This is a genomic window from Ciceribacter azotifigens, assembly GCF_048159625.1.
Classification (GTDB): domain Bacteria; phylum Pseudomonadota; class Alphaproteobacteria; order Rhizobiales; family Rhizobiaceae; genus Allorhizobium; species Allorhizobium azotifigens.
On sequence record NZ_JBLQTA010000007.1, the window covers coordinates 61,817 to 83,015 of the forward strand.

18 protein-coding genes are annotated in these 21,199 nt (G+C 60.3%); 13 read left to right on the top strand and 5 right to left on the bottom strand.

Translation table 11 applies throughout. The features are described 5' to 3' along the window. Positions 1-46 precede the first annotated feature (46 nt). Complete coding sequence (locus ACM6UT_RS12155; RefSeq protein WP_416797608.1) at positions 47-907, bottom strand: LysR family transcriptional regulator; 861 nt, start codon at positions 905-907, stop codon at positions 47-49. Positions 908-996: 89 nt separating this feature from the next. Between ACM6UT_RS12155 and ACM6UT_RS12160 the strand changes: the two genes are divergently transcribed. Together ACM6UT_RS12160 and ACM6UT_RS12165 are read left to right on the top strand one after the other, a co-directional pair. Beyond that, positions 997-1,953: a bile acid:sodium symporter family protein gene (locus ACM6UT_RS12160; RefSeq protein ID WP_416797609.1), complete on the top strand. Its 957-nt coding sequence runs from the start codon at positions 997-999 to the stop codon at positions 1,951-1,953. A 94-nt stretch (positions 1,954-2,047) separates the two neighbouring features. Continuing rightward, positions 2,048-2,323: a recombinase family protein gene (locus tag ACM6UT_RS12165; RefSeq protein WP_416797610.1), complete on the top strand. Its 276-nt coding sequence runs from the start codon at positions 2,048-2,050 to the stop codon at positions 2,321-2,323. Positions 2,324-2,482: 159 nt separating this feature from the next. On the opposite strand, the gene ACM6UT_RS12170 is transcribed toward ACM6UT_RS12165, so the two are convergent. Together ACM6UT_RS12170 and ACM6UT_RS12175 are read right to left on the bottom strand one after the other, a co-directional pair. Beyond that, positions 2,483-3,604: a branched-chain amino acid ABC transporter substrate-binding protein gene (locus ACM6UT_RS12170; RefSeq protein WP_416797611.1), complete on the bottom strand. Its 1,122-nt coding sequence runs from the start codon at positions 3,602-3,604 to the stop codon at positions 2,483-2,485. 313 nt (positions 3,605-3,917) lie between these two features. Continuing rightward, positions 3,918-5,429: a class I adenylate-forming enzyme family protein gene (locus ACM6UT_RS12175; RefSeq protein ID WP_416797612.1), complete on the bottom strand. Its 1,512-nt coding sequence runs from the start codon at positions 5,427-5,429 to the stop codon at positions 3,918-3,920. A 117-nt stretch (positions 5,430-5,546) separates the two neighbouring features. On the opposite strand from ACM6UT_RS12175, the gene ACM6UT_RS12180 reads away from it, so the two are divergent. Both ACM6UT_RS12180 and ACM6UT_RS12185 read left to right on the top strand, forming a co-directional pair. Continuing rightward, positions 5,547-6,359, top strand: coding sequence for an alpha/beta fold hydrolase (locus tag ACM6UT_RS12180; RefSeq protein WP_416797613.1), 813 nt, complete (start codon positions 5,547-5,549; stop codon positions 6,357-6,359). A 182-nt stretch (positions 6,360-6,541) separates the two neighbouring features. Continuing rightward, the gene (locus ACM6UT_RS12185; RefSeq protein ID WP_416797614.1) at positions 6,542-7,693 is read left to right on the top strand and encodes an amidohydrolase; all 1,152 of its coding nucleotides are present in this window, start codon (positions 6,542-6,544) and stop codon (positions 7,691-7,693) included. Positions 7,694-8,099: 406 nt separating this feature from the next. Here the strand turns inward: ACM6UT_RS12185 and ACM6UT_RS12190 are convergent, their stop codons facing one another. Together ACM6UT_RS12190 and ACM6UT_RS12195 are read right to left on the bottom strand one after the other, a co-directional pair. Next, a complete protein-coding gene (locus ACM6UT_RS12190; protein WP_416797615.1) occupies positions 8,100-9,677 on the bottom strand; it encodes a gamma-glutamyltransferase family protein in 1,578 nt (525 codons plus the stop codon). Next, positions 9,674-11,362: a class I adenylate-forming enzyme family protein gene (locus tag ACM6UT_RS12195; RefSeq protein ID WP_416797616.1), complete on the bottom strand. Its 1,689-nt coding sequence runs from the start codon at positions 11,360-11,362 to the stop codon at positions 9,674-9,676. Before ACM6UT_RS12195 ends, ACM6UT_RS12190 begins: the two co-directional genes overlap by 4 nt. 106 nt (positions 11,363-11,468) lie before the next feature. On the opposite strand from ACM6UT_RS12195, the gene ACM6UT_RS12200 reads away from it, so the two are divergent. The 9 genes from ACM6UT_RS12200 (at position 11,469) to ACM6UT_RS12240 (ending at position 21,193) form a co-directional block, all read left to right on the top strand. After that, the gene (locus ACM6UT_RS12200; RefSeq protein WP_416797617.1) at positions 11,469-12,131 is read left to right on the top strand and encodes a TetR/AcrR family transcriptional regulator; all 663 of its coding nucleotides are present in this window, start codon (positions 11,469-11,471) and stop codon (positions 12,129-12,131) included. Between the two features lie 68 nt (positions 12,132-12,199). Then, the gene (locus ACM6UT_RS12205; RefSeq protein ID WP_416797618.1) at positions 12,200-13,243 is read left to right on the top strand and encodes a TRAP transporter substrate-binding protein; all 1,044 of its coding nucleotides are present in this window, start codon (positions 12,200-12,202) and stop codon (positions 13,241-13,243) included. Between the two features lie 45 nt (positions 13,244-13,288). Next, the gene (locus tag ACM6UT_RS12210) at positions 13,289-13,912 is read left to right on the top strand and encodes a TRAP transporter small permease subunit (RefSeq protein WP_416797619.1); all 624 of its coding nucleotides are present in this window, start codon (positions 13,289-13,291) and stop codon (positions 13,910-13,912) included. After that, complete coding sequence (locus ACM6UT_RS12215; protein ID WP_416797620.1) at positions 13,909-15,198, top strand: TRAP transporter large permease; 1,290 nt, start codon at positions 13,909-13,911, stop codon at positions 15,196-15,198. Before ACM6UT_RS12210 ends, ACM6UT_RS12215 begins: the two co-directional genes overlap by 4 nt. A 9-nt stretch (positions 15,199-15,207) precedes the next feature. Then, a complete protein-coding gene (locus tag ACM6UT_RS12220; RefSeq protein ID WP_416797621.1) occupies positions 15,208-15,720 on the top strand; it encodes a MaoC/PaaZ C-terminal domain-containing protein in 513 nt (170 codons plus the stop codon). After that, on the top strand, positions 15,717-16,340 hold the full coding sequence (locus tag ACM6UT_RS12225; protein ID WP_416797622.1) for a DJ-1/PfpI family protein: 624 nt from the start codon (positions 15,717-15,719) through the stop codon (positions 16,338-16,340). The genes ACM6UT_RS12220 and ACM6UT_RS12225 overlap by 4 nt, the downstream gene beginning before the upstream one ends. Positions 16,341-16,347: 7 nt before the next feature. After that, positions 16,348-18,540 carry a N,N-dimethylformamidase beta subunit family domain-containing protein gene (locus ACM6UT_RS12230; RefSeq protein ID WP_416797623.1) on the top strand — a complete coding sequence of 731 codons (2,193 nt, stop codon included), beginning with the start codon at positions 16,348-16,350 and terminating at the stop codon, positions 18,538-18,540. A 72-nt stretch (positions 18,541-18,612) separates the two neighbouring features. Then, positions 18,613-20,163, top strand: a complete 1,551-nt coding sequence (locus tag ACM6UT_RS12235) for an ABC transporter substrate-binding protein (protein WP_416797624.1) — start codon at positions 18,613-18,615, stop codon at positions 20,161-20,163. 61 nt (positions 20,164-20,224) lie between these two features. Then, positions 20,225-21,193 (top strand): ABC transporter permease, encoded by a 969-nt coding sequence (locus ACM6UT_RS12240; RefSeq protein WP_416797625.1) that lies wholly within the window; start codon positions 20,225-20,227, stop codon positions 21,191-21,193. Positions 21,194-21,199 lie beyond the last annotated feature (6 nt).

Consider the following 21,199-nt stretch of genomic DNA (forward strand, 5'->3'; position numbering starts at 1 on the left):
ACCGCGTCGCGCCGCCGATCAAGAATGAGAACGCTTGTTCCGTTTTTCAGCTGACTTCTAGATTGCCTCCGACCTTGGAGAAGATCTGGTCCGACAGGGCTGTGATGAGCGCCTGGTCGGCTCCGTTGCGCGGAACCAGGACGAACTCCACGTCCTCGAGCGGTGGCAAAATATCTTGGGGGACTTCTTTCAGTCCGGCGGGCGCCATGCTGCGAGGCTGCACCAGGACGCCCATGCCCGCGCGCGCTGCGGCCGTCAGTCCGCTGAGGCTGCCGCATGTGCAGACAATGCGCCAGGAAATCCGGCCTGCATCCAGCGCTTCGAGAGCAAGCTTGCGGGTAATGCTTGGTGGCGGGAATGCGATCAAAGGCAAAGGTGCCGACTGAGCTGGCAGCTGCAGTGGGTCGCGTGCCAACCAGACCAGCGGCTCGCGATAGACGAGACGACCGCGCTGGTCGCCAAGGCGTCGCTTGGCGAAAACAAGGTCGATTTCTCCTAGATCCTGCATTTCGTACAACGCGCCGCTCAATGCGACGGTCAATTGCAGATCCACGGAGGGATACGCACGGATGAAATCTTCAAGGACCGCCGTCAGGCGGCTGGTTGCGAAGTCTTCGGAGACGCCAAGTCGCAACTGCCCGCGCAGCTTGTTCGCCGCAAATAGGTCGATGACCTGAGCGTCGATCGCAAGCATTGCGCGGGCGTGGCCCGCCAGGACTTCGCCGTCGGGTGTCAAGCCGACGCGATGAGTGTCGCGAAAGATGAGACGGCGATCAAGGGCGGCCTCCAACTTCTGAATATGCTGGCTCACCGTTGACTGCCCAAGCCGGAGATATTCCGCGGCGCGGGTGAAACTGCCTGTCCGCTGAATCGCGAGGAAACTACGCAATTGGACGAGATCGAGCATCTTTTATCGCATTTCGTGATGAGTATTATTTGTTGCATCTCATATCACGATAAAGGATTGAGCGGGGTGACGTCCACCGGAATAAGAAGATGCGCCGTTTCCTCCCTGATACCTTCACAATGCTGCTTCTGGCGGCAGTTCTCTTGGCCTCGGTCCTGCCGGTCACCGGCGGGGTGCAGGTGTGGATGGCGCTTGCGACGAAGCTCGCCATCGCGCTGCTGTTCTTTCTGCACGGCGCGCGCCTCTCGCGCGATGTGGTGATCGCTGGCCTGCTGCACTGGAGGCTGCACGGCGTGATCCTGTTTGTAACCTTCGCCATCTTTCCACTTCTCGGGCTCTCCGCCGGCCTGCTGCTGCCGTCATCGCTTCCCGCGGCGCTCTATACCGGTCTACTGTTTCTCTGCGTCTTGCCTTCGACGGTGCAGTCATCGATTGCATTTACGTCAATGGCCGGTGGAAACGTGCCGGCCGCCATCTGCGCTGCGTCCGCCTCGAATATCCTTGGCATGTTTCTGACGCCGCTCCTCGTCGGCTTGCTGCTTTCGGCGTCAGGCGGGGGTGGATTTTCAATGACGGTGCTCGAGCAGATCCTGCTGCAATTGCTGGCGCCCTTCATTCTTGGGCAGATCCTGCAACCGTGGATCGGCGACTGGATCCGCGCCCGCAAAAGGCTGCTGTCGCCGATTGACCGCGGTTCGATCCTGATGGTCGTCTACCTCGCTTTCAGCTCCGCTGTCGTCGAGGGCTTGTGGCGGACGCTTTCGCTTCAAGATCTCGGCATTGTCGCTATCGTCGACGTTGTCCTCCTCGCAACGGTGCTCGCGGTCACCATGTTCGGCAGCCGCTTCCTCGGATTTTCCAGAGAGGACGAAATCACCATCACCTTTTGTGGCTCGAAGAAGAGTCTCGCCAGTGGCGTTCCGATGGCCGGTGCGATCTTCGCCGACCAGAGCATTGGCGCCGTCGTCCTGCCCCTCATGTTGTTTCACCAGATCCAGTTGATGGTATGTGCCGTCATCGCGCAGCGCTTTGCGCGATCGGCCTGACGGTGGATCGGCGTGGCGGTTGCACGTCCCCACGCAGTATTTGGCTGTGTGACGCCTCCAGTGGAGTTCCATCCATTGTATCCAGGAAGCCGCTGTGTTCGTCTTCAACAAGGTTGCCAAACTCGGGAGTGCGCGGCAGGTCGTGGCATGGCCACCTGATCAGGGTTTGGACCTTACCGCCAGATACACCAATGGCGACGCCGTCTGGCGCAGGCCGACGTGTGCAACCATCCTCCAGATGATCGCGAACCCGATCTACGGCGGAGCGTACGCTTGCGGAAAGAGTCGCTCAGTGCCCGATACGATGGCGATCTGGAATTCGATGCAAGACGCGTTTATGAACGGTTGGCCTGATCCCGGATGCACATGAAGGTCACCTCAGTTCGAACGGGTAGAGGAGATCGGCGTTGTGTTCAGCGACAACACGCCGGCCAGCCTCCGTTAAGATATGTGTGAGGTCCATCTGTACGGTGGTGAGAGGCCCCTCGATGAGGGCCTCTCAGTTCTTTTCTGAATGTCTGTCTACGTCTCAATCGACTTTGGGCACAAAGCTATAGGTACCGTCAGCCGCCTTTTCCCATTCATACATAATGTAGCCTGGTACCTTAGGATCGCCCTTTTGGTCGAAGGACAAGCTGCCAAGGACGGTCGGGAACGGCCCCTTTGCCTTCATTGCTTCCGCGACTTCCTCAGGATTGCTGCTACCTGCTGCCTCAGCGGCGCCCGCTATGACCTGCAGAGCAGCGTACGAATAGAGAGTATAGGCTTCAGGGTTGAAACCGTTCGCTTTGAACCTCGCAACAAGGTCCTTGTTGGCCGCATCCAGCGTCGGATCTGGCCCGAAAGTGTTCATCGTTCCCGCGACTGCATCACCCGCTATCGAAGCCAGTTCGTTCGATACGAGACCGTCACCGGCGACAAGCGTTGTCTTCAGTCCCTGATCCTTCGCCTGCCGGATGATGAGTCCAGCTTCCGTATGTAGACCACCCCAGAAGATGATCGAAACGTCGGCCTGCTTCATCTTCGCGATAAGTGCGGAAAAATCCTTATCACCGACGTTGACGCCTTCGTACATCACTTCGACGAGGCCCGCGTCATTCATGACCTTCTTTGTCTGGTCAGCGAGTCCCTGCCCATAAGGGGTCTTATCATGGACGATGGCGACGTGAGCATCCTTGAAGTGACTGGCAATATACCCGCCAGCGACTGCGCCCTGCTGATCGTCACGACCGCAAACACGAAATGTGTTCCACAAGCCCCGCTCCGTATAAACGGGATTTGAGGCAGCCGGAGTGATTTCGAGGATCCCATTTTCTGCATAGACTTCGGACGCCGGGATCGACACGCCGGAATTCAAATGCCCGATTACAAATTTGACCCCATCGGCGACGAATTTGTTGGCAACTGAGATGCCCTGTTTGGGATCGGCGACGTCATCCCCGAGCACGATCTTGATCTGCTCGCCATTGATGCCGCCGGTCGCGTTGATGTCCGCGGCGGCCTGTTCAGCTCCCCGTTGCATCTGGGCGCCGAAAGCAGCGTTCGCACCTGTTATTGGAGCTCCGATGCCCACGAGAATCTCGGCTCGTGCTCCTCCGGCGATCATCATCATCACCATCAATGACGCTGTCGAAAATAGTCCTCTTTTCATTTCTTCCTCCCATGAAGTGGACGTAAGTCGAAAAAATGGCGCGCCCACTGTGTCGCCGTATTGGGTTGAGCATTCGTTGGCGCAACCAAGCAACTAGCTAATATTTCCCCACGTGAACGGTGGAGTCTGCTGGTGTCGTCAGTAGTAGTTATTGTGCAATTGGCTGGTGCGGCATTGGCGAAAGGCAATTGTCGAAAACACGACAAATCGTGCTGCCAGCCTTCGGGGACGGCCTCACCTGTCCGCCTCGCGGCCCAGAGATCAAACATCAGGCCACCAAGCATTCGTAATCGTGTGCCGATATCGGCCGGCATCACGCCACATGGCTCCGCACCGATGCTCGGTCCACCTTTCCGTTGTTGAGACGCGGTAGCATGGGGACGATGTCGAATGATTTCGGGATCTTGTAGTTGGCGAGCGACGCCGCGCAATGCTGCCTGAGGACCTCAGCCGTGACCATGGCACCCGGCTTGCACTCGATCGCGCAGCGTACCGTCTCCCCATAGACATCGTCAGGTGCGCCATAGACGACGACCTCGGCGACTGATTCATGCGTCTCGATTACTGCCTCGACTTCGCGCGGGTAGACATTGTAGCCACCGGATTTGATCATTTCGCGCAAGCGACCCTTGAGCGAGATATTGCCGTCGGGTCGTCGGGCCGCAAGATCACCCGTCTTGAGCCAACCGTCGGCCGTGAAGGCCTCGCGGGTTGCCTTCTCATCCCCCCAGTAGGATCGTAGCACGCAGGTGCCGCGCGCCTGGATTTCGCCGGTCTCGCCTATCGTGCAGATCCCGCCGCTTTCGTCGGCGATTCGCGTCTCAAACCGGGGATCGAACTTGCCGATCGTGTTGAGAAGGACTTCATCCGGGTCGGCGTCATCCGAATAGGCAACTGAGCTCATCACCTCAGTCTGCCCATATTCGACGAATATTTTAGCGCCTATCGACCGCAGTGCGGCAAGCGTCGGAGCAGATACCGCGCCCCCGCCGATGCAGATCGAACGCAGGGAGGAAAGGTCGCGGTTCTGGAAATCCGGATGATTCACCGCCAGCGTGAACATTGCGGGCACCTGCAGCCATGTCTGGACGTGCTCACGCTCGATCAATGCGAGGACGCCGGCGGGATCGAACTTCGCCTGGAAGACCAGTGTGCCTCCGCCCACCAGGCATCCCATCGTCGTGTTCATGATGGCGCCAACGTGATTGATCGGCAGGTTCGAAATGTATCGTCGCGGTTCGCCGTCGAGGTGGTGGTATTGACCAATTGCCGCCCCAATCAGCCCGTCATGATGGAGGGCAGCCCCTTTTGGCTTCCCCGTAGATCCGGATGTAAAGACGATGACGGCGACGTCCATGCGACCGGCAGGACTCTTTCGCGCAGCTGCCGACACCGGCATGGCGGCGACATCGGGTGCGGAAAGGGCGGCTACGCGTCCTGCGGCGGCATGCGCGCGGCCGGCTAGATCGTATTCGTTGGGTACCTCGGCATGAAGCAGGAGCTTCGGCTCGGTTACCTTGAGAACGTGAGAGATCTCATCGGAAGAATAGCGCGGATTGACACCTACGTAAATTGCACCGAGACGCGATGCCGCCATCAGCAACAGGAGATAGTCGATCCCCGGGGCGGCGAGGAGGGCGACGCGGTCGCCTTGTTGAACTCCCTTGCCCTCAAGCCAATCGCAATATCGATCAACCAGCTGATTTGTTTCGATATATGTCAGTGTCCGGTCGCCCTCGACGGCGATTTTGGCCCCGGGATTGGAGGTGGCATAATGATCGAGAACGGCATCAAGTGTACCGAAGCCGGGGAGAGAAGAGGGCATTGATGATCAACCTTATTGACTACGTTCGATTGGAGTTTCCGATTGACTGCTTTCGATAATTAACATAGTTGTAAAATTCATACAAGCCGTATTGTCTGGCTGATTGAGGAGGTGGCGATGTCTCTGATGCATATCAATGGCGCGGATCTGTTCGTTGAGGAATTCGGGACCGGCGACCCGGTCATCTTTACACACGCCTTGTTTTTCAGCGGCCGCATGTACCAACGTCAGATCGAACGTATCGCGGCGCGCTACCGGTGCATAACGGTCGACTGGCGCGGCATGGGCCGCAGCAGCAAGCCGCTTGGCGGCTATGACGTCGACAACCTCTGTCACGACGTGATCGGCGTCGCCGACAGGCTGGGCCTCGATCGCTTCCACTGGGTCGGCATGTCGGTTGGCGGCGTGACGGGCATCAGGATCGCCGCCCAGATGCCGCAGCGGATCAGATCGCTGGCGATCGGCGGTGCGTCCGCCGAGGCTGAACCGATCGAGAAGGTCGTGAAATACGAAAAGCTGCTCCTCGACGGCTTTGCGCGAGACCCGACGAGCGTCGTCGATGGGCTACTCCCCATTCTCTACGGCGAGCCCTTCCGTACGGATCCGGCGCGCGCCGACCTGCTGGCCCGCGAGCGCCAGCTGATTCTGTCGAATGACGGCCCGGCCGTTGCCCGCGCATCCGCACCGATCCTGCGCCGGGTCGATATCCGCCACATGCTGCCGCATGTCGGCAGTCCAACCTACGTCTTCTGTGGCGCGCTCGACGGGGCGAATCCCCCTGAGAAGTCGAGGACAATCGCCGCTGGGATTTCCGGAAGCCTTCTTGAAGTATTCGACGGCGTCGGTCACCAGCCCAATGTCGAAGCCCCGGAGCTTCTCGCCGATCGGCTGCTTGCGCATCTCGATCGGGTTTCAGGAGGAACGCCCTAGACCGCGCGCGTCGCACCGAGGATTATCCACCGCTTCGCGACGGGCACGACACAATCGCGCGTCGTCGAGATCGACCTCGAGGCGGAACCCCCGGGCCTGTCGGACATGCCGAAGCGCAGGCGGCCAGCGCAGACTGTCAGGCCCGACGCGTTTCTGGGCCGCTTCTTTGACCGGAGAAGTCGATGCATTTAACGAACCAGGATCTGATCGAACTCGTGGAGTGGCGACGGAAATTGCATATGACGCCGGAAATATCCGGCGAGGAAACCGAGACCGCACGGGAGGTCGCAATCGCCCTCGCGGCGACCAGTCCGGATCGCATCGTCACCGATCTGGGCGGGCATGGCGTCGCTGCCATCTATGGTGGTTTCGAACCGGGACCGGCGGTGATGTTCCGGGCCGAACTCGATGGCCTGGCGATCGAGGATATGTCGGATGTCCCTTACCGGTCGCGCATTCCGGGGCGGGGACACCAATGCGGCCATGACGGCCACATGGCGACGCTGATGGCGCTGGCGCGCGGCCTCTCTCGCAAACGTCCGAAGCGAGGCCGCGTAATTCTCATGTTCCAGCCGGCGGAGGAGAACGGCGCCGGCGCCGCTGCCGTCGTCGCGGACCAGCGCTACGCCACGATCAAGCCGGATTTCGCTTTCGCCTATCACAACATGCCGGGAATGACGCTGGGGCGGGTAGCCCTGGTTGATGGTCCCATTACCTGCGCCTCGCGGGGAATGCGTATTGCCTTCACCGGGCGGACCGCGCATGCTTCCATGCCGGAAACAGGACTTTCGCCGGTGCCGTCCTTGCTGCGGTTGTTGCCGGCGCTCGAGGGTCTGTCGTCCGGCGAGCCTCACTCCCCCGATTTCGCCATGACGACGGTCACCCACATCGAGGCCGGCGAACGCGTGTTCGGCATAGCGCCCGGCTCCGGCGAAATCTGGCTGACGCTTCGCACGCTCGCAGACGCCCGCATGGAAAAACTTCGGCTGGACGCCGAAAGGCTTGCGCACGATGTGGCGGCGGCCACCGGTCTTGTCCTGGAGATCAACTACGACAACATCTTCGCCGATTGCGTCAACGATCCGGATGCCGTCTACTATCTCGGGCGCGCACTGGACGATGAACACATCGCTTACGATGCGGGTGACCTTCCGCTCAGGGGGTCCGAAGACTTCGGCGGTTTCGGAAAGGACGGAACGAAGATCGCGATGTTTCTTCTCGGCGCCGGAGAGAGCCGCCCCCATCTTCACAATCCAGATTACGACTTCCCCGATGACCTCATTGGCATCGGTGCGCGCATCTTCGACCGAGTCGTGCGGGGCATGCTTGGCTGACGAATCGCCCGCCATCCTGCTCGCCACTGAACGACAGACACGGGGAATAGAGCAGTCTGTCATCCTAAATCGTCCAACGAGGACAGGATTTCCTGCTGGACCAGGCCTTCGGCGCCGATGCTGTGGTTTACGCTCCTCGGGGTTATGAGGATGTGAAATCGGACGTGGCAACCATCGTTCTCGATAAGGGCGGTAGGGCATGCGCAGGCGCGGTTGCCCCGCTGGACGAACTGCGCAACAGCACCGCCGTGGGCGCACACGGCGGTAACGGCGCCGCATTGGTGATGTAGGTTCAAAACGACGCGCTTTGACTTGCGACTTCGGAAAGCTCAGGCGAACCGGCAGGGTTCATGATGAAGCGTCGTCCCCGAGGTCTCGCCCGGGGACGAACAAGTTGCCCGCACCGTCAGATTACAGCAGCGCAGCCGTCGCGGCGCGATTCCGTTCCCGCCTCATAACCGTCGTCACGTCGCACGATGGCCTGCGCGGCTCCGAACTGATAGTCCCAACGTGGTTGCCGGACGACCTGGTGTCCGCGCCGACAGAGGTCCGAGACCAGTGCCTCCGGCAGATCTTCCTCGACCATGAGCGTTCCATCGTCTGCGATGCGCCAGCGCGGCGCGTCGATCGCCGCCTGCACGTTCTCGCCGCGTGCGAGGAGGCGGGCGGCGATCTGGACATGGCCTTGCGGCTGCATTCCGCCCCCCATGACGCCGAAGGCCGCCAGCGGACGACCGTTGCGTGTCATGAACCCCGGAATGATGGTGTTGAACGGTCGCTTGCATGGCTTCGCCTCATTCGGATGGCCCTTTTCGAAAACAAAGCAGGAGCCCCGGTTGTGCAGCGTGATGCCCGTGCCGGGCACGACAAGGCCAGACCCGAAGCCGCGGTAGTTCGACTGGATCAGTGAAACCATCATTCCCTCGTGATCGGCGGCGCAAAGGTAGACAGTACCCCATCCTTCGTTCGCGATGGGATCGGCCGGCCGTGCCCGCTCCGGATCGATGCCGCCGGCAAGCCTGTCGAGGACCGCGCCGTCGAGAAGTGCTGCAGGTTCCATCCGCATCGATTGTGGGTCGCCCACCGTTCGGGCGACGACCTCGCGCGCACGCCGTGTCGCTTCTATCTCGACATGGAGGTCGGTTGCAGCGTTCCGACCAAAGCCGATGCGCTCGATCAAGGCGAGCGCGATGAGGGCCGTCAGCCCCTGTCCGTTGGGCGGAAGCTCGTGGATCGTCGCGCCCGCGAAATCGACGGACATCGGTTCGACCCACTCGGCAGCGTGGTCCTCCAAGTCGCCCTTGCGCATCGACCCGCCGGTTTCTTCGGCAAACGCCACGATCTGATTTGCAAGACGGCCGCGATAGAACGCGTCCGCTCCTTCCTGCGCGAGGCACCGTAGCGAAGAGGCGAGGTACGGATTGCGGAAACGCGCGCCAGGCTCTGGCGGGCGGCCATTGGGGAGGAACATCTCGGCAAAGCCCGGCACGTCACGGAACCAGTTGGCCTGCATGGCCCAGTGCAGGCCAACAACGTGCGGCACGAGGAAGCCGTCCGTTGCATAACGGATCGCGGTTTCGAACAGATCTGCCCAAGCCAGACGTCCGAAACGCGAATGCAGCGCCTCCCATCCGCGTACCTGGCCGGGCACGGTGACCGTATCCCAGCCTGTCATCGGCATTGTGCCTGCTGCGGCGAGACGCTCGGGCTGCCAGGCCTTCGCCGACCGCCCGGAACTGTTGAGGCCGTGGAGTTTCGCTCCGTCATGGACGAGGGCGAACAAGTCGCCGCCGAGTCCGTTCATCGTCGGCTCGACCACCGTCAGGGTTATCGCGGTAGCAAGCGCGGCGTCGACGGCGTTACCGCCGGCGGCAAGAGCGGCTATGCCGGCCTGTGCAGCCACCGGCTGGCTGGTGGCAACGGAGGCGGTGCCGAACTGCGCAACCCGCCGGGAAGCGTAGGGGAAACGCGTGTCGAGGCTCATCGCCAGGCTCCTTCCTCGGCGTCGTAGGCGCCGCTGCGCAAGTCGCCGACACCGGTGATCAATGTCTTCTTCTCGATCTTGTTGGATGCGGTGCGCGGGAAGCTGTCGACATAGCTGACATATCGCGGAACCTTGAATTTTGCCAGGTAGTTGCGTGCGTGCTCGAGGATCGTTTCCACCGGCAGCGTGTCGCGACAGACACCGTTCTTGAGCTGGACGTAAATCTTCACTTCCTCGCCGCGCACTGGATCCGGAACCGGGACTGCGGCGGCGTCTTCGACCTCCGGCAGCATGCAGATCGCGGCTTCGACTTCGCGCGCTGCAATATTTTCCTGCGAGCGGCGGATCATGTCTTTCAGCCGGCCGACGACGTAGAAAAATCCCTCATTGTCCTCGCGAAACAGGTCGCCGGTGCGGAACCAGCCGCCGCTACGGAAGGCCTCGTCATTCGCGTCCGGCCTGTTCCAATATCCCTTGAAGATTGCGCGTCCTCTGACCCAGAGCTCGCCGAGCTCCCCGCGCGCGACAGGTTGGCCTTCCGAATCGCGGATCGATGTTTCACGACACGGCGCCGCAATGCCGACACTCCCTGAATCATACATCTCGTCAAGCTCCGGCGGCATCCAGGTTCCGAGTCCGATTTCGGTCATTCCAAACCCTTCGCGCGCAATGACTCCGAAGCGCTCGTGGAAGTCGCGGCAGGTTTCCGGCGGCCAGCCGAAGGTTGCGACCTGTTTCAACTTCGTTTCCGAATCCCTCGGCGACGGCTGCTGCCGCGTCATCAGTAGCGGAAACATGCACCATTCGATCGAATGATCGTGGATCCAGCCCAGGAAGCGCGAGGACGAAAGACCTGGCGCGATAACCAGCGTCGCGCCCGTGATCAACGCCTTCAGTGTGATCCATTGCGGATCCATGTAGAAGTAGGGCTGGGCGGATAGGATGCGGCGGGCAGGTTTCAAATCCCATGCGATGGCCGCATTGGCGAGAACCAGCCAATAGTCATGCGTCAACATGCAACCCTTCGGGAAGCCGGTCGTCCCCGACGTATACTGGATGTTCACGAGACTGTCGGGAGCCACGTCATCACTCGTGACAGGCTCCGACGAGCAGAGTGCAACGACACGCTCGAATTCACCTTCCCCGGTTCCGAGATCGACGATCCTTGTCGTCCCTTCCAGTTCGACTGACAAACCGTCGATTGTCTTGCTGAAAGTGGTGTCGTGAAGAAGGATGCGTGCGCCGGCATCATTGACGACATAGGCGATCTCGTGAGGCGTGTAGCGCGTGTTGACGGGCACATGGACCGCGCCGATGCGGGCAATGGCGACAAAGAGCGCTGGATAGGCAAGTCGATTGGGGAGCATGACCGCCACGCGGTCACCTGGGCCTATGTCCATCTTAAGAAGAGCGCGGGCATATTGGTGGGTCAGCGCCTCAAACTGTGCGAAGGTTATGCGTTCTTGTCGATCGAAGACCTCAATCGCCACCCGGTCGGCAAAGCGAGTGCATGCATTCGTTACCGCGCCTCCGATAGTCGTGCGCGGAATGGCTTCTCCGATTTCATGCGTTCGACTTATCGCCGCGGCGATTCGGGTTTCCGGAATTGAGCTGCTGTGGGTCATTGGGCCGCCTGTTATCTGTTCGCACAACGCGCCGCGCAGTATCGATCGAAATTGACACATTTGTCAAATGTATGGGATTACCTTATCGCTAAAGGTACACGTATTGCGTTTTGCGGTATGTGCCGTGATAACCAGACCATGGAAGCCAAGGGCTAGGAGCAACACCATGTCGACCGAAGTGAACCAGTCCAAACGCTATTCAAAGCGACGCGAGCATATATTGACCGAGGCGCTTCGTGTTTTTTCGGAACGTGGGCTGGAATCCACCGGGATCAAGGAAATCGCGACAAGTCTGGGTCTGACGCATCCGGCGCTGTACCACTATTTCTCGTCCAAGGAACAACTTGTCTACGAGGCGGTGGAAAAGGCAATTCTCGATGAGATTGCCGCGATGGAAAAGGCAGTAGAAAATCTCCCGTCACATCCCGCACTGCAACTCTATTCCCTTGCTCGCGCACAGGTTTTCCATGAATTGGACGATCGTGCCTACATTCCCTTCGTGAATGCTTTTCTATACGGTCCGCTCCGCAATGCCGCAAAACTGAGTGAGGAGCAGCGCGCTGATATCCTCAGGCTGCAACGGCGCATCGTCGGTCTTTACCGGGATGTGGTCGTCGCCGGACAGAAGTCCGGTGAATTCGCACCAGGTTCGCCGACCATGGCGGCGTTCGGCATTCTCGGCATCTTGTCCTACACCGTCTTCTGGTTCCAACCCGACGGTCAGATGAGCGCCGAGGCGGTCGCCGAGGTTGTTGCAGCCCAGGCCGTACGTTCAGTCAGCCGACTTGTCGACGCGGAAGGGCAGGTCAGTTCCGAACCGCTCGGATAGATATTGACAAGCGTGTAAAAAATGAGAAACTGATCGCATCGTGGAAGCAAAAAAAGGGGAACCTTACCATGAAGCGACTGCTCATAACCGCTAGTGCATTCAGCCTCCTTGCAAGCACGGTGCTTGCGGAGGTCCAGGAAGGAAAGTTTAAGGTCGTGGGTACTTGGGGCACGGGCGCCATGTATCAGGAGCACGAGGCGCCGCTGTGGAGCAAGGCGTTGCCCGACGCCTCGGGTGGTAAGCTTTCCGCCGAGATTCAGCCCATGACTGATCTGGGTCTTAAAGGCTTCGAAACGGTCAAATTGCTCCAGACCGGCGTCTATGACGCTGGCTTTGGCGCCTATTCCTACATCGCCTCGGGAAATCCCGTATTCGAGGGAATCGACCTCGCTCTTGCGTCCGGAAGTGGTGAGGAGAACCGCCGGCTTGTCGAGGCCTATGAGCCAGTCGTCGCCGAGGCATTTGAGCGTATCCATGGCGTGAAGCTTTTGGCGAGCTATCCGTTCCCAGCGCAGATCCTGGTTTGCCGTGACGCCTTTAGCGGTCTGGCGGAGCTGAAGGGGCGCAAGATCCGCGTCTACTCCACGACGCTTGGCGACATGGCCGAAGGACTGGGTGGTGTGAGTGTCACGATCCCGCTTGGTGATGTCGTGCCAGCACTCCAGCGCGGCGTAGTCGATTGCGGCATTTCCAGCGGTATCAGCATGTACACCGCCAAATGGCAGGACGTCGTGAAGTACGTGTACGAGACGCCCGTCTCCGCCGGCGTCGCCTTCCTTGCCATGAACAAGGACAGATGGAACAAGCTGAATCCCGAAACGCAGGCGCTGATTGAAGCGGAAGTCGCCAAATTCGTGGATGGCGCTTGGGCCGCTTTGGAGGACTCGCAGATCCAGGGGGTGGCCTGCCTCACGGGCCAGGGCGAGAAATGCCGCTACGGCGAGCCTGCCAAGATGCAACTCGTGAAGGCGACGGACGCCGACGAAACGATCAGGAAGCAACTGCTCGCCGGGTTTGTCCTGAAGCGCTACGCCGAACGCTGTGGTGACGAATGCACCGCGCGCTGGAATGAAACCGCCGGTGCGGTGGTCGGCGTCGACGCGAAACCGTAATCGCGCCAGACACAATCCAAAAACCACAAATTGGGAACATCAGTGATGTTGGACCGAATCCTGCTTCGCGGGCACGGCACGCTTGAGCGCGGCGCCCGCATTCTTGTCTGGGCGTGCGGGGGCGCCCTCATCGTGATGTCTTTCGTCATCACGGTCGAAGCCCTTTTGCGGAAGTATCTAAGTCAGTCTTTCGGCGGCGTGGACGAAATCACTGCCTATGTCTTCGCCGTCACGACGACTCTCGCATTTCCACTCGCAATCCTGCAGCGCGCGAATATCCGGATTGATATCTTGCGCAACTTCTTTCCCGCATCTGTGCGCGCTGGAATGGACGTTCTTTCCTGGGTCTCGTTTACCTTCGTTTTTGGTCTCATCGCCTATCGCGCCTGCGGCCTTGCGTGGGAATCCTGGCAGGAGGGAGCCCGGTCGATTACGCCTTTGCGCAGCTACCTGGCTATTCCCCAGGGGCTTTGGGCTCTGGGGCTGGTTGCCGCACTGATCGCGTCGCTGTCAGTGGCAGTTCGTTTCATCGGGCTGGTTCGAGCCGGAAAGACACAGGACGCCGCGGCGTTACTGTCGCCTGCCGATGAAGTCGAACAGGAGCTATCCCACATCTCCGCACCTGCCGCGACTTCAACCGGCAGCCGCGCGATCGGAGAAATGTCATGATCACCGCCACTATTTCCATATTGTTGGGCGCGCTTGCCCTGTCGATCTCGGTCGCGGCTTCGCTGGGTATCGTCGCCTTCGCACTGATGTGGTTCTTTACGTCGGCGCCACTCGACAGGATGGTCGGCGAGGTCGCGTGGCAATCCATGTCCTCGGATACTCTTGTCGCCATCCCATTCTTCATTCTGCTCGGCGAACTCCTGCTGCGCGCGGGTATTGCCGAACGTATGTACGGCGCTCTGGTCGAATGGTTGTCCTGGCTCCCGGGAGGGACGATGCATGCCAATATCGGGGCCTGCGCCCTCTTTGCCGCATCGTCAGGCTCAAGCGTCGCGACCGCCGCGACGATAGGGACAGTGTCAATTCCGGAAATCGAGAAGCATGGATACAGCCAGCGGCTCTTCCTCGGCTCGCTCACGGCCGGCGGGACGCTCGGGATACTTATTCCTCCCTCCGTCTCGCTTATCGTCTACGGGGCACTCACCGAAACCTCGATCCCGCGACTGTACATGGCAAGCATGCTTCCCGGAGTGGTTCTGGCCGGATTGTTCATGCTGCTGATTGCCGGCATTTGCATCATGCGCCCGGCTGCGGGCGGAAGGCCGGTCGAAACCTCTTGGAAGAGGCGCATTCGTGCGATCCCCGATCTGTTCCCGCCGCTGTTCATCTTCGGGTTGGTCGTCATCACGATCTATGTCGGAATTGCAACGCCGACGGAGGCCGCCGCGTTCGGTGTCGTGGGAGCCTTGGGGCTTGCCGCCATGCATCGCCGAGTGACGGTCGCCATGCTGACCGAAGCAATTGAGGGCACCATGCGCACGACTGCCATGGTCACCGCAATCATCATGACCGCATTGTTGCTGAATTTCGTCATGACCTTCCTCGGCATCTCCCGGCAGATTGTCGACGTCGTGGTCGCCCTCGATCTCAGCCCGACGATGCTGATGCTTGCCATCGTTGCCTTCTACCTCGTGCTCGGTTGTTTCATGGAGGGCTTTTCAATCCTCCTCGTGACGGTACCGATCATCGTCCCGATCGTTGTCTCGCTTGGCTATGACTCGATCTGGTTCGGTGTCGTCCTGACCCTGCTGCTGGAGGCAGCGCTGATCACGCCGCCGATCGGCATGAACCTCTACGTTGTGCAGGGGGTACGCAAAGGCGGGCCGCTCAGCGACGTCATCATGGGGTCGCTGCCGTTCGTCGCCATCATTTTTCTCATGATCCTGATCCTGATGGCCTTTCCCAACCTGGCCTTGTGGCTGCCGTCAATTGCCTTTGATTCTTAGGAGAAACTCATGCGTATCGATCTTTCCGACAGGACATCACTCCAAAAGCACCTCGGTGAGGAAATCGGCCGGTCTGGCTGGTATGTCATCGACCAGATGGACATCGACGCATTCGGCCGTCTGACCAAGGACGTTGATGCGATGCATATGGATCCTGGCTGGGCGCGCGAGCACAGCCCCTACGGCGTGACGATTGTCTACGGCTTTCAGACGATTTCCATGATGACCGCGATGATCAATGAGATTCTGAAGCGGGGTTCCACCGAGGCCTACAAGTTGAACTACGGCTTCGACCGGGTGAGGCTCATGGCGCCAGTTCCGGCGGGATCCTCGATCCGTGGTATCGCGAAACTTAAGAAGACCGAAGATCGCGGGGAGGGCCGGTTCCTGGTCACGATCGAGATGACGGTGGAGGTCGATGGAAAGGAAAAGCCTGCCGCAGTCGCCGACTGGCTGTTCATGGTGGTCAACGGCGACGAATCCGAACGCCGCCCCCAAATGGCGGACGGTCAGAACCGATGAAGCGGATCGGCTTTCTTGCCTATCCGGGCGTCGAGGAGCTCGACCTGGTGGGGCCGTGGGAAATGGCCACGATGTGGCAGACATATGCCGGCGGCCCCGATTGCCTGGTTGTCGGGGCAGGCAAAGGCTCGGTGCGGTGTGCGAAAGGCCTCGTGATCGGTGCGGAATACGATTTCGCGACCTGTCCGTCGCTCGATGCGCTGGTGGTTCCCGGAGGGTTTTCCGCGTTCGATGAGATGCGCAACGAGCGCCTCATCGGCTTCGTTCGGGATAACGGTGGCGAGGGCAAGAATATCCTGTCGGTTTGTTCCGGCAGCTTCATTCTGCTGGCCGCCGGTCTCCTCAAGAACCGCAGGGCGACGACGCACTGGAAGGTCCTGGACCGGCTGCGTGAGGCCGGTGTCGACGTGGTCGAGGAACGTTTCGTCCGTGACGGCAACGTCTGGTCCAGCGGTGGGGTGTCTGCCGGGATGGATCTGATGCTGCATTTCATCGCCGAGACAGCCGGCGCGGATACTGCCGGCGAAGTCCAGCATAACGCAGAATATTACCCCACGCGCAGGCTCTACGGGTCGGCGCACCTTTCTTCGGGCATGCCCGCCTATATGAAAACCCTGTGAGGTCGTCATGAGTACGTCGCCTACCAAGAATGTCGTCGGTTACACGGACCCGATCGCCGTGATGGCGGGAGAGACGTTACGGATCAAGGTTTCTACGACTGCCAAGCAGGTGCGTCTCGGCGTCCGCAGGATCGAGGGCGCCTTCTGGTCGTCCGAGGCCGGGCCGAAGGTGAGCCTCGGGAATGCCGAAGGTTTCCAAGACACGGTCTTGGCGGGGGAGTATCACAAGGCGCCGCTTGGCTCCTATGCGACGGCTCCGGTGGCGGAGGCCGTGCGGGTTTCCGCGACCAAGACATTCGGTCTCCTGTTCATGCCGACCCTCATGGGGCGGCGGCAGACAATCGCGCGGTTCTATGACGCGAATGGAGCCGATCTCGGCGGCGTACGCGTCGAAGAAGACGGACATGTCGCAGTCGTCGATGCTACGGATTCTGCAATTTTGCGCGCCGGGTCTGCTCTTCAACGCGGGCGCTGGACGGCAATTGCTGTCACCTTCGCACAGCCGACTGGAGGGGCCGTTCTAGCAATTGCCCCGCTTTTCGGGAATGTCAGCATCGACACCGCGGAATGCGGGCTTGGAGGACTGGAAACGGCATATTCCCTGTCGCTCGGCGCGCGCATGTCAGGTAGTCTGCCGTGTGAGGTTGTCGACGGGCGTGTCGCCGACCCGGTGCTCGCGTCCGCCGACGCCCGGGATATCGCATCGGCACTGGCCGGCGGCCCTGAGGGGTGGCGACGTGTCACACGCGCCCATGGCGCGGCGGCGATCCATTCGCGATGGGACTTCTCGCTGCTCCCGGAAAGCGATCGCGTCATCGACGTCGGACCTGCGCGCTGCGATGCCGTCTTGGTTAACACACCGACCCGTGCAATCACGGGCCCATTTTGGGATGGCAGCGTCTTTGACTGGCGTCAGCGGCCGGGGCACTACAACGCCGTTCATTTCCATTCCGACGACTTGGCCGATTGCGGGTGGCCGGACGCGTTGGCGCTGGATATCCCTGAGGGTTGCGCCTCAGGGCTCTATGGTATCTCGCTCGAGACCGATAGCGGGTCGGACGTGGTCCCCTTCGTGGTCCGTGCGCGTCATGCTTCCAAGGCACCTGTCGCCCTCCTCCTTCCGACGTTTACCTATCTGTCCTACGGCAATGCGCCGAAAGCGATGCGCGGGCCGGACCACGGGATCACCTGCTATCCCGACGAGTCACCTATCGACGGACATCAGGGATTTGGTCGGTCGCATTATGACCGGCACAAGGACGGTTCGCCGGTCATGCTATCCTCGCGCCTGCGACCTGTGTTGTCGATGCGCTTTGCGAGCCTGCCGTGGGGTATAGTGCCCGACACATGGCTGCTTAGCTGGCTTACGCAGCAGTTCGGCCAGGTCGACGTGCTCACTGACGAAGACCTGCACCGCGAAGGGACCGAAGCCCTGGCCGGACATCGGGTTGTCGTTACCGGGAACCATCCCGAATATTATTCGGCAGAGATGCTGAATGCGCTCGACGCCTATTGTGACGGCGGCGGCCGGCTGCTCTATCTCGGCGGCAACGGTTTTTACTGGCGTGTGAGCGTCTCGGACCGTGTCCCCGGCCAGATCGAGGTGCGCCGCACCGAAGACGGCACCCGTGCATGGATCGCCGAGCCGGGCGAGGGTCACCACATGATGGACGGAGGCTATGGCGGGCTCTGGAGGCGACTTGGCCGGCCGCCGAACCGGCTGGCCGGAGTAGGCTTCGCCGCGCAAGGGTTCGACGAGAGCGGGTATTACAAGGTCAATCCGGATGCCCGTTCAGGGCCAGCCGCCTTTGCACTCGACGGAGTGGGCGACACGTTCGGACGCCACGGCTGGCTCGGCAACGGCGCGGCCGGTCAGGAAGTTGACCGGGTCGAGCGCCGTCTTGCGCCCGATGCAGATGTTCACCTGATCGCGAGCAGTTTGGGCCATCCCCAGTCCATGCTTCGTACCAAGGAAGAAATGTTGTCGACCGTACTTCCCTTTACCGATCCCAAAGCGCGGTCGGACATCGCGATCAGGTTTGCCGGCCGATCTGGCGCGGTCTTTTCCGTCGGATCCATGACCTGGGTCGGGGCGTTGCTCGATGGTGGTGACGCGACTGGCCGTAACGACGTCGTCCGGATGACGGCGAATGTCATTAACCGATTTCTCGATCCGGCACCATTTCGCGCGAACCGGTAGGCAAGAGCAAGTTGATTGAACGGCGGGTCTCGCAGCCGGAGCCCAAAGATGAACAGTTGGAAGAGAAGACAAATGAAACTTGGATCATTGGTTGCCATTACCGTCGCGGTGGGCTTGGCATTTGCAGCGCCGCTTGCGGCACAGGAGAGAGGCGGGGCGCTGAAAATTGCGCTGTTTCCCGAACCGCCGACGGCAGTGGCCGGTCTGTCCGGCCTTGGCTCCGCCAGCATTGTTTCCAGCAAGATCTATGAGGCGCTCGTCAAGTTCGACTTCGAGCTGAAGCCGCAGCCCTGGCTTGCCAGTTCGTGGGAGACGTCCGACGACGGACTGATCTGGACCTTCAACCTCGTGGAAAACGCCAAATGGCATGACGGAAAACCGTTTACCGCCGCTGACGTTGTGGCCTCGTACCAGGTGTTCTCGGTGGAGAATGATCGCCTGAAACTGATCGCCGACAAGGTGAAGAAGGTCGAGGCGACGTCGGAACACCAGGTGCGGTTTACGCTCGCGGAGAGCATTCCCTCCTTCATCCACATGCTGAACTACGGCAACCTGCCGATCATACCTGCTCACCTTTATGCGGGCGGAAGTTTTCGGGAAAATCCGGCCAATGCGACGCCGATCGGAACGGGGGCGTTCTTCGTCAAGGAATGGAAGAAGGGCAGCTTCATCCATCTGGCCCGCTTCAACGAATACCGCGACCGAACAAAACCCTATCTGGACGAACTCTACTTTGTGATCATTCCGGACGCTCAGGGCTGCGCGGTCGCCTTTGAAGAAGGCAGCGTGGATGTCGTTTCGGCATCCAACCTCGAAGGTTTCGACGTTTCGCGACTCGCAGGCCTGGATGGTGTCAAATCGACCACAAAGGGCTGGGAGATGCTGGCTCCGCACGCCTTCTTGTGGATCAACACGCAGAAGGCGCCCCTTGACGATGTCAAACTGCGCCAGGCGTTGAATTATGCACTGGACAAGAACTTCGTTCGCGACGTGGTTTTCAGCGGCCTTGCTACACCGCCACGCGGTGCATTTGATTCAAGGACGCTTTTCTTCGATCCGTCCGTCAACGCATACGAATTCGATGTTGAGAAAGCGAAGGCCCTCATTGCCGCGTCGTCCTACAAGGGCGAGGTGCTGAGGCTTAGCACCGCACCCGTCGGCTCCGCCTGGGCGCGCCTTGCCGAATATGAAGTGCAGGCTTGGAAGGAAATCGGCCTCAATGTCGAACTCGACACCAATGACGTGGGTGGCTATCTGAAAAAGCTCGGCGAGCGCACTTATGATCTCGGTAATATCTATCTCTACCAGTATGGTGACCCTGCGGTCGGTGTGACGCGAAACTTCTATTCGCGCAACGACGTTATCGGTTCGCCATGGAACAATGTTGGCCGCTATTCCAATCCCCGACTGGACGAGTTGCTCGCGAAAGCCGACGCCGTGGGTGACGCCGCCAATCGCTCCGCACTCTACGCCCAGGCCCAGAAGATCATTGCCGACGATGCCGTCCAGGTTTGGACGGCGGAGCTTCAGTTTCCCACGCTATACCGTGCAAAGGTCCGGGACCTGATCACGACAGCACTTGGTCTCAGCGACAGCTTCGAGAATGTCTGGATCGAAAAATAGGTGCCAGTTCGGCGGACCGGCGCGTCAGCCGGTCCGCCGGGTCGCGCCCGGAGTTGAGGCCATGCTCAGAACTGTCCTGTCCGAATTCGCCAAGCGCATTGTCGTGATCCTTGTCGTAATCACCGGAACGTTCCTGCTCGTCAGGGCGGCGCCAGGCGATCCAGCGGCTTTCATCGCCGGTGAGGCAGCTTCGGGTGATCCCGCATACATCGAGCACCTGCGTGCCCAGATGGGCCTTGATCAGCCGTTGCCTGTTCAGCTCGGCTATTATCTGAGGGACGTCGCGAGCCTCGACTTGGGCAAATCCTATCGCGAGGGTCGGCCCGTGTTCGACATGATCGCCGAACGTCTTCCCAATACACTCATCCTTGCGGGTGCGGCCTTTATCCTTGCGCTGTTCATGGGCACGGCGGCAGGTTTTGTCGCCGCGATCCACCGCGGCCGGTGGATCGATCGGCTGATCGGCCTAGGCTCCGTTCTGTTCTTCTCCTCGCCGTATTACTGGGTTTCCCTCATGGCGATCCTTCTCTTTTCGGGCAAGCTGGGATGGTTCCCGTCGCATGGCACCGAGACGATCGGGGCGGGCTATACCGGGATCGCAGCAATTCTCGACTACCTGCATCACCTCGTCATGCCGGCCATGGCTTCGGCGCTGTTTACCATGGCACTCTATACGCGCCTCGTTCGAGCATCGATGATCGATACAGCCAATGCCCTCTTCGTGAAGGCAGCGCATGCCAGAGGTATGGCGCCGGCAAAAATCTGGTTTCGGCATGTGCTGCGCACCTCGTTGCTGCCGATCACGACGATGGCGGGCGTTCAGGCTGGACAGCTTGTCGCCGGAACGATCCTGACAGAGACGGTATTTGCATGGCCCGGCATCGGCCGTCTGATGTACGAGGCACTGGGTTCACGGGACTACAATGTCGTGATCGGGGTCTTCATCGTCACCTCGGCAATCGTGATCCTGGCCAATCTTCTGGTCGACCTCCTTTACCGGTTTGTCGACCCGCGAACCCGCAGCGCCTGAGGACTG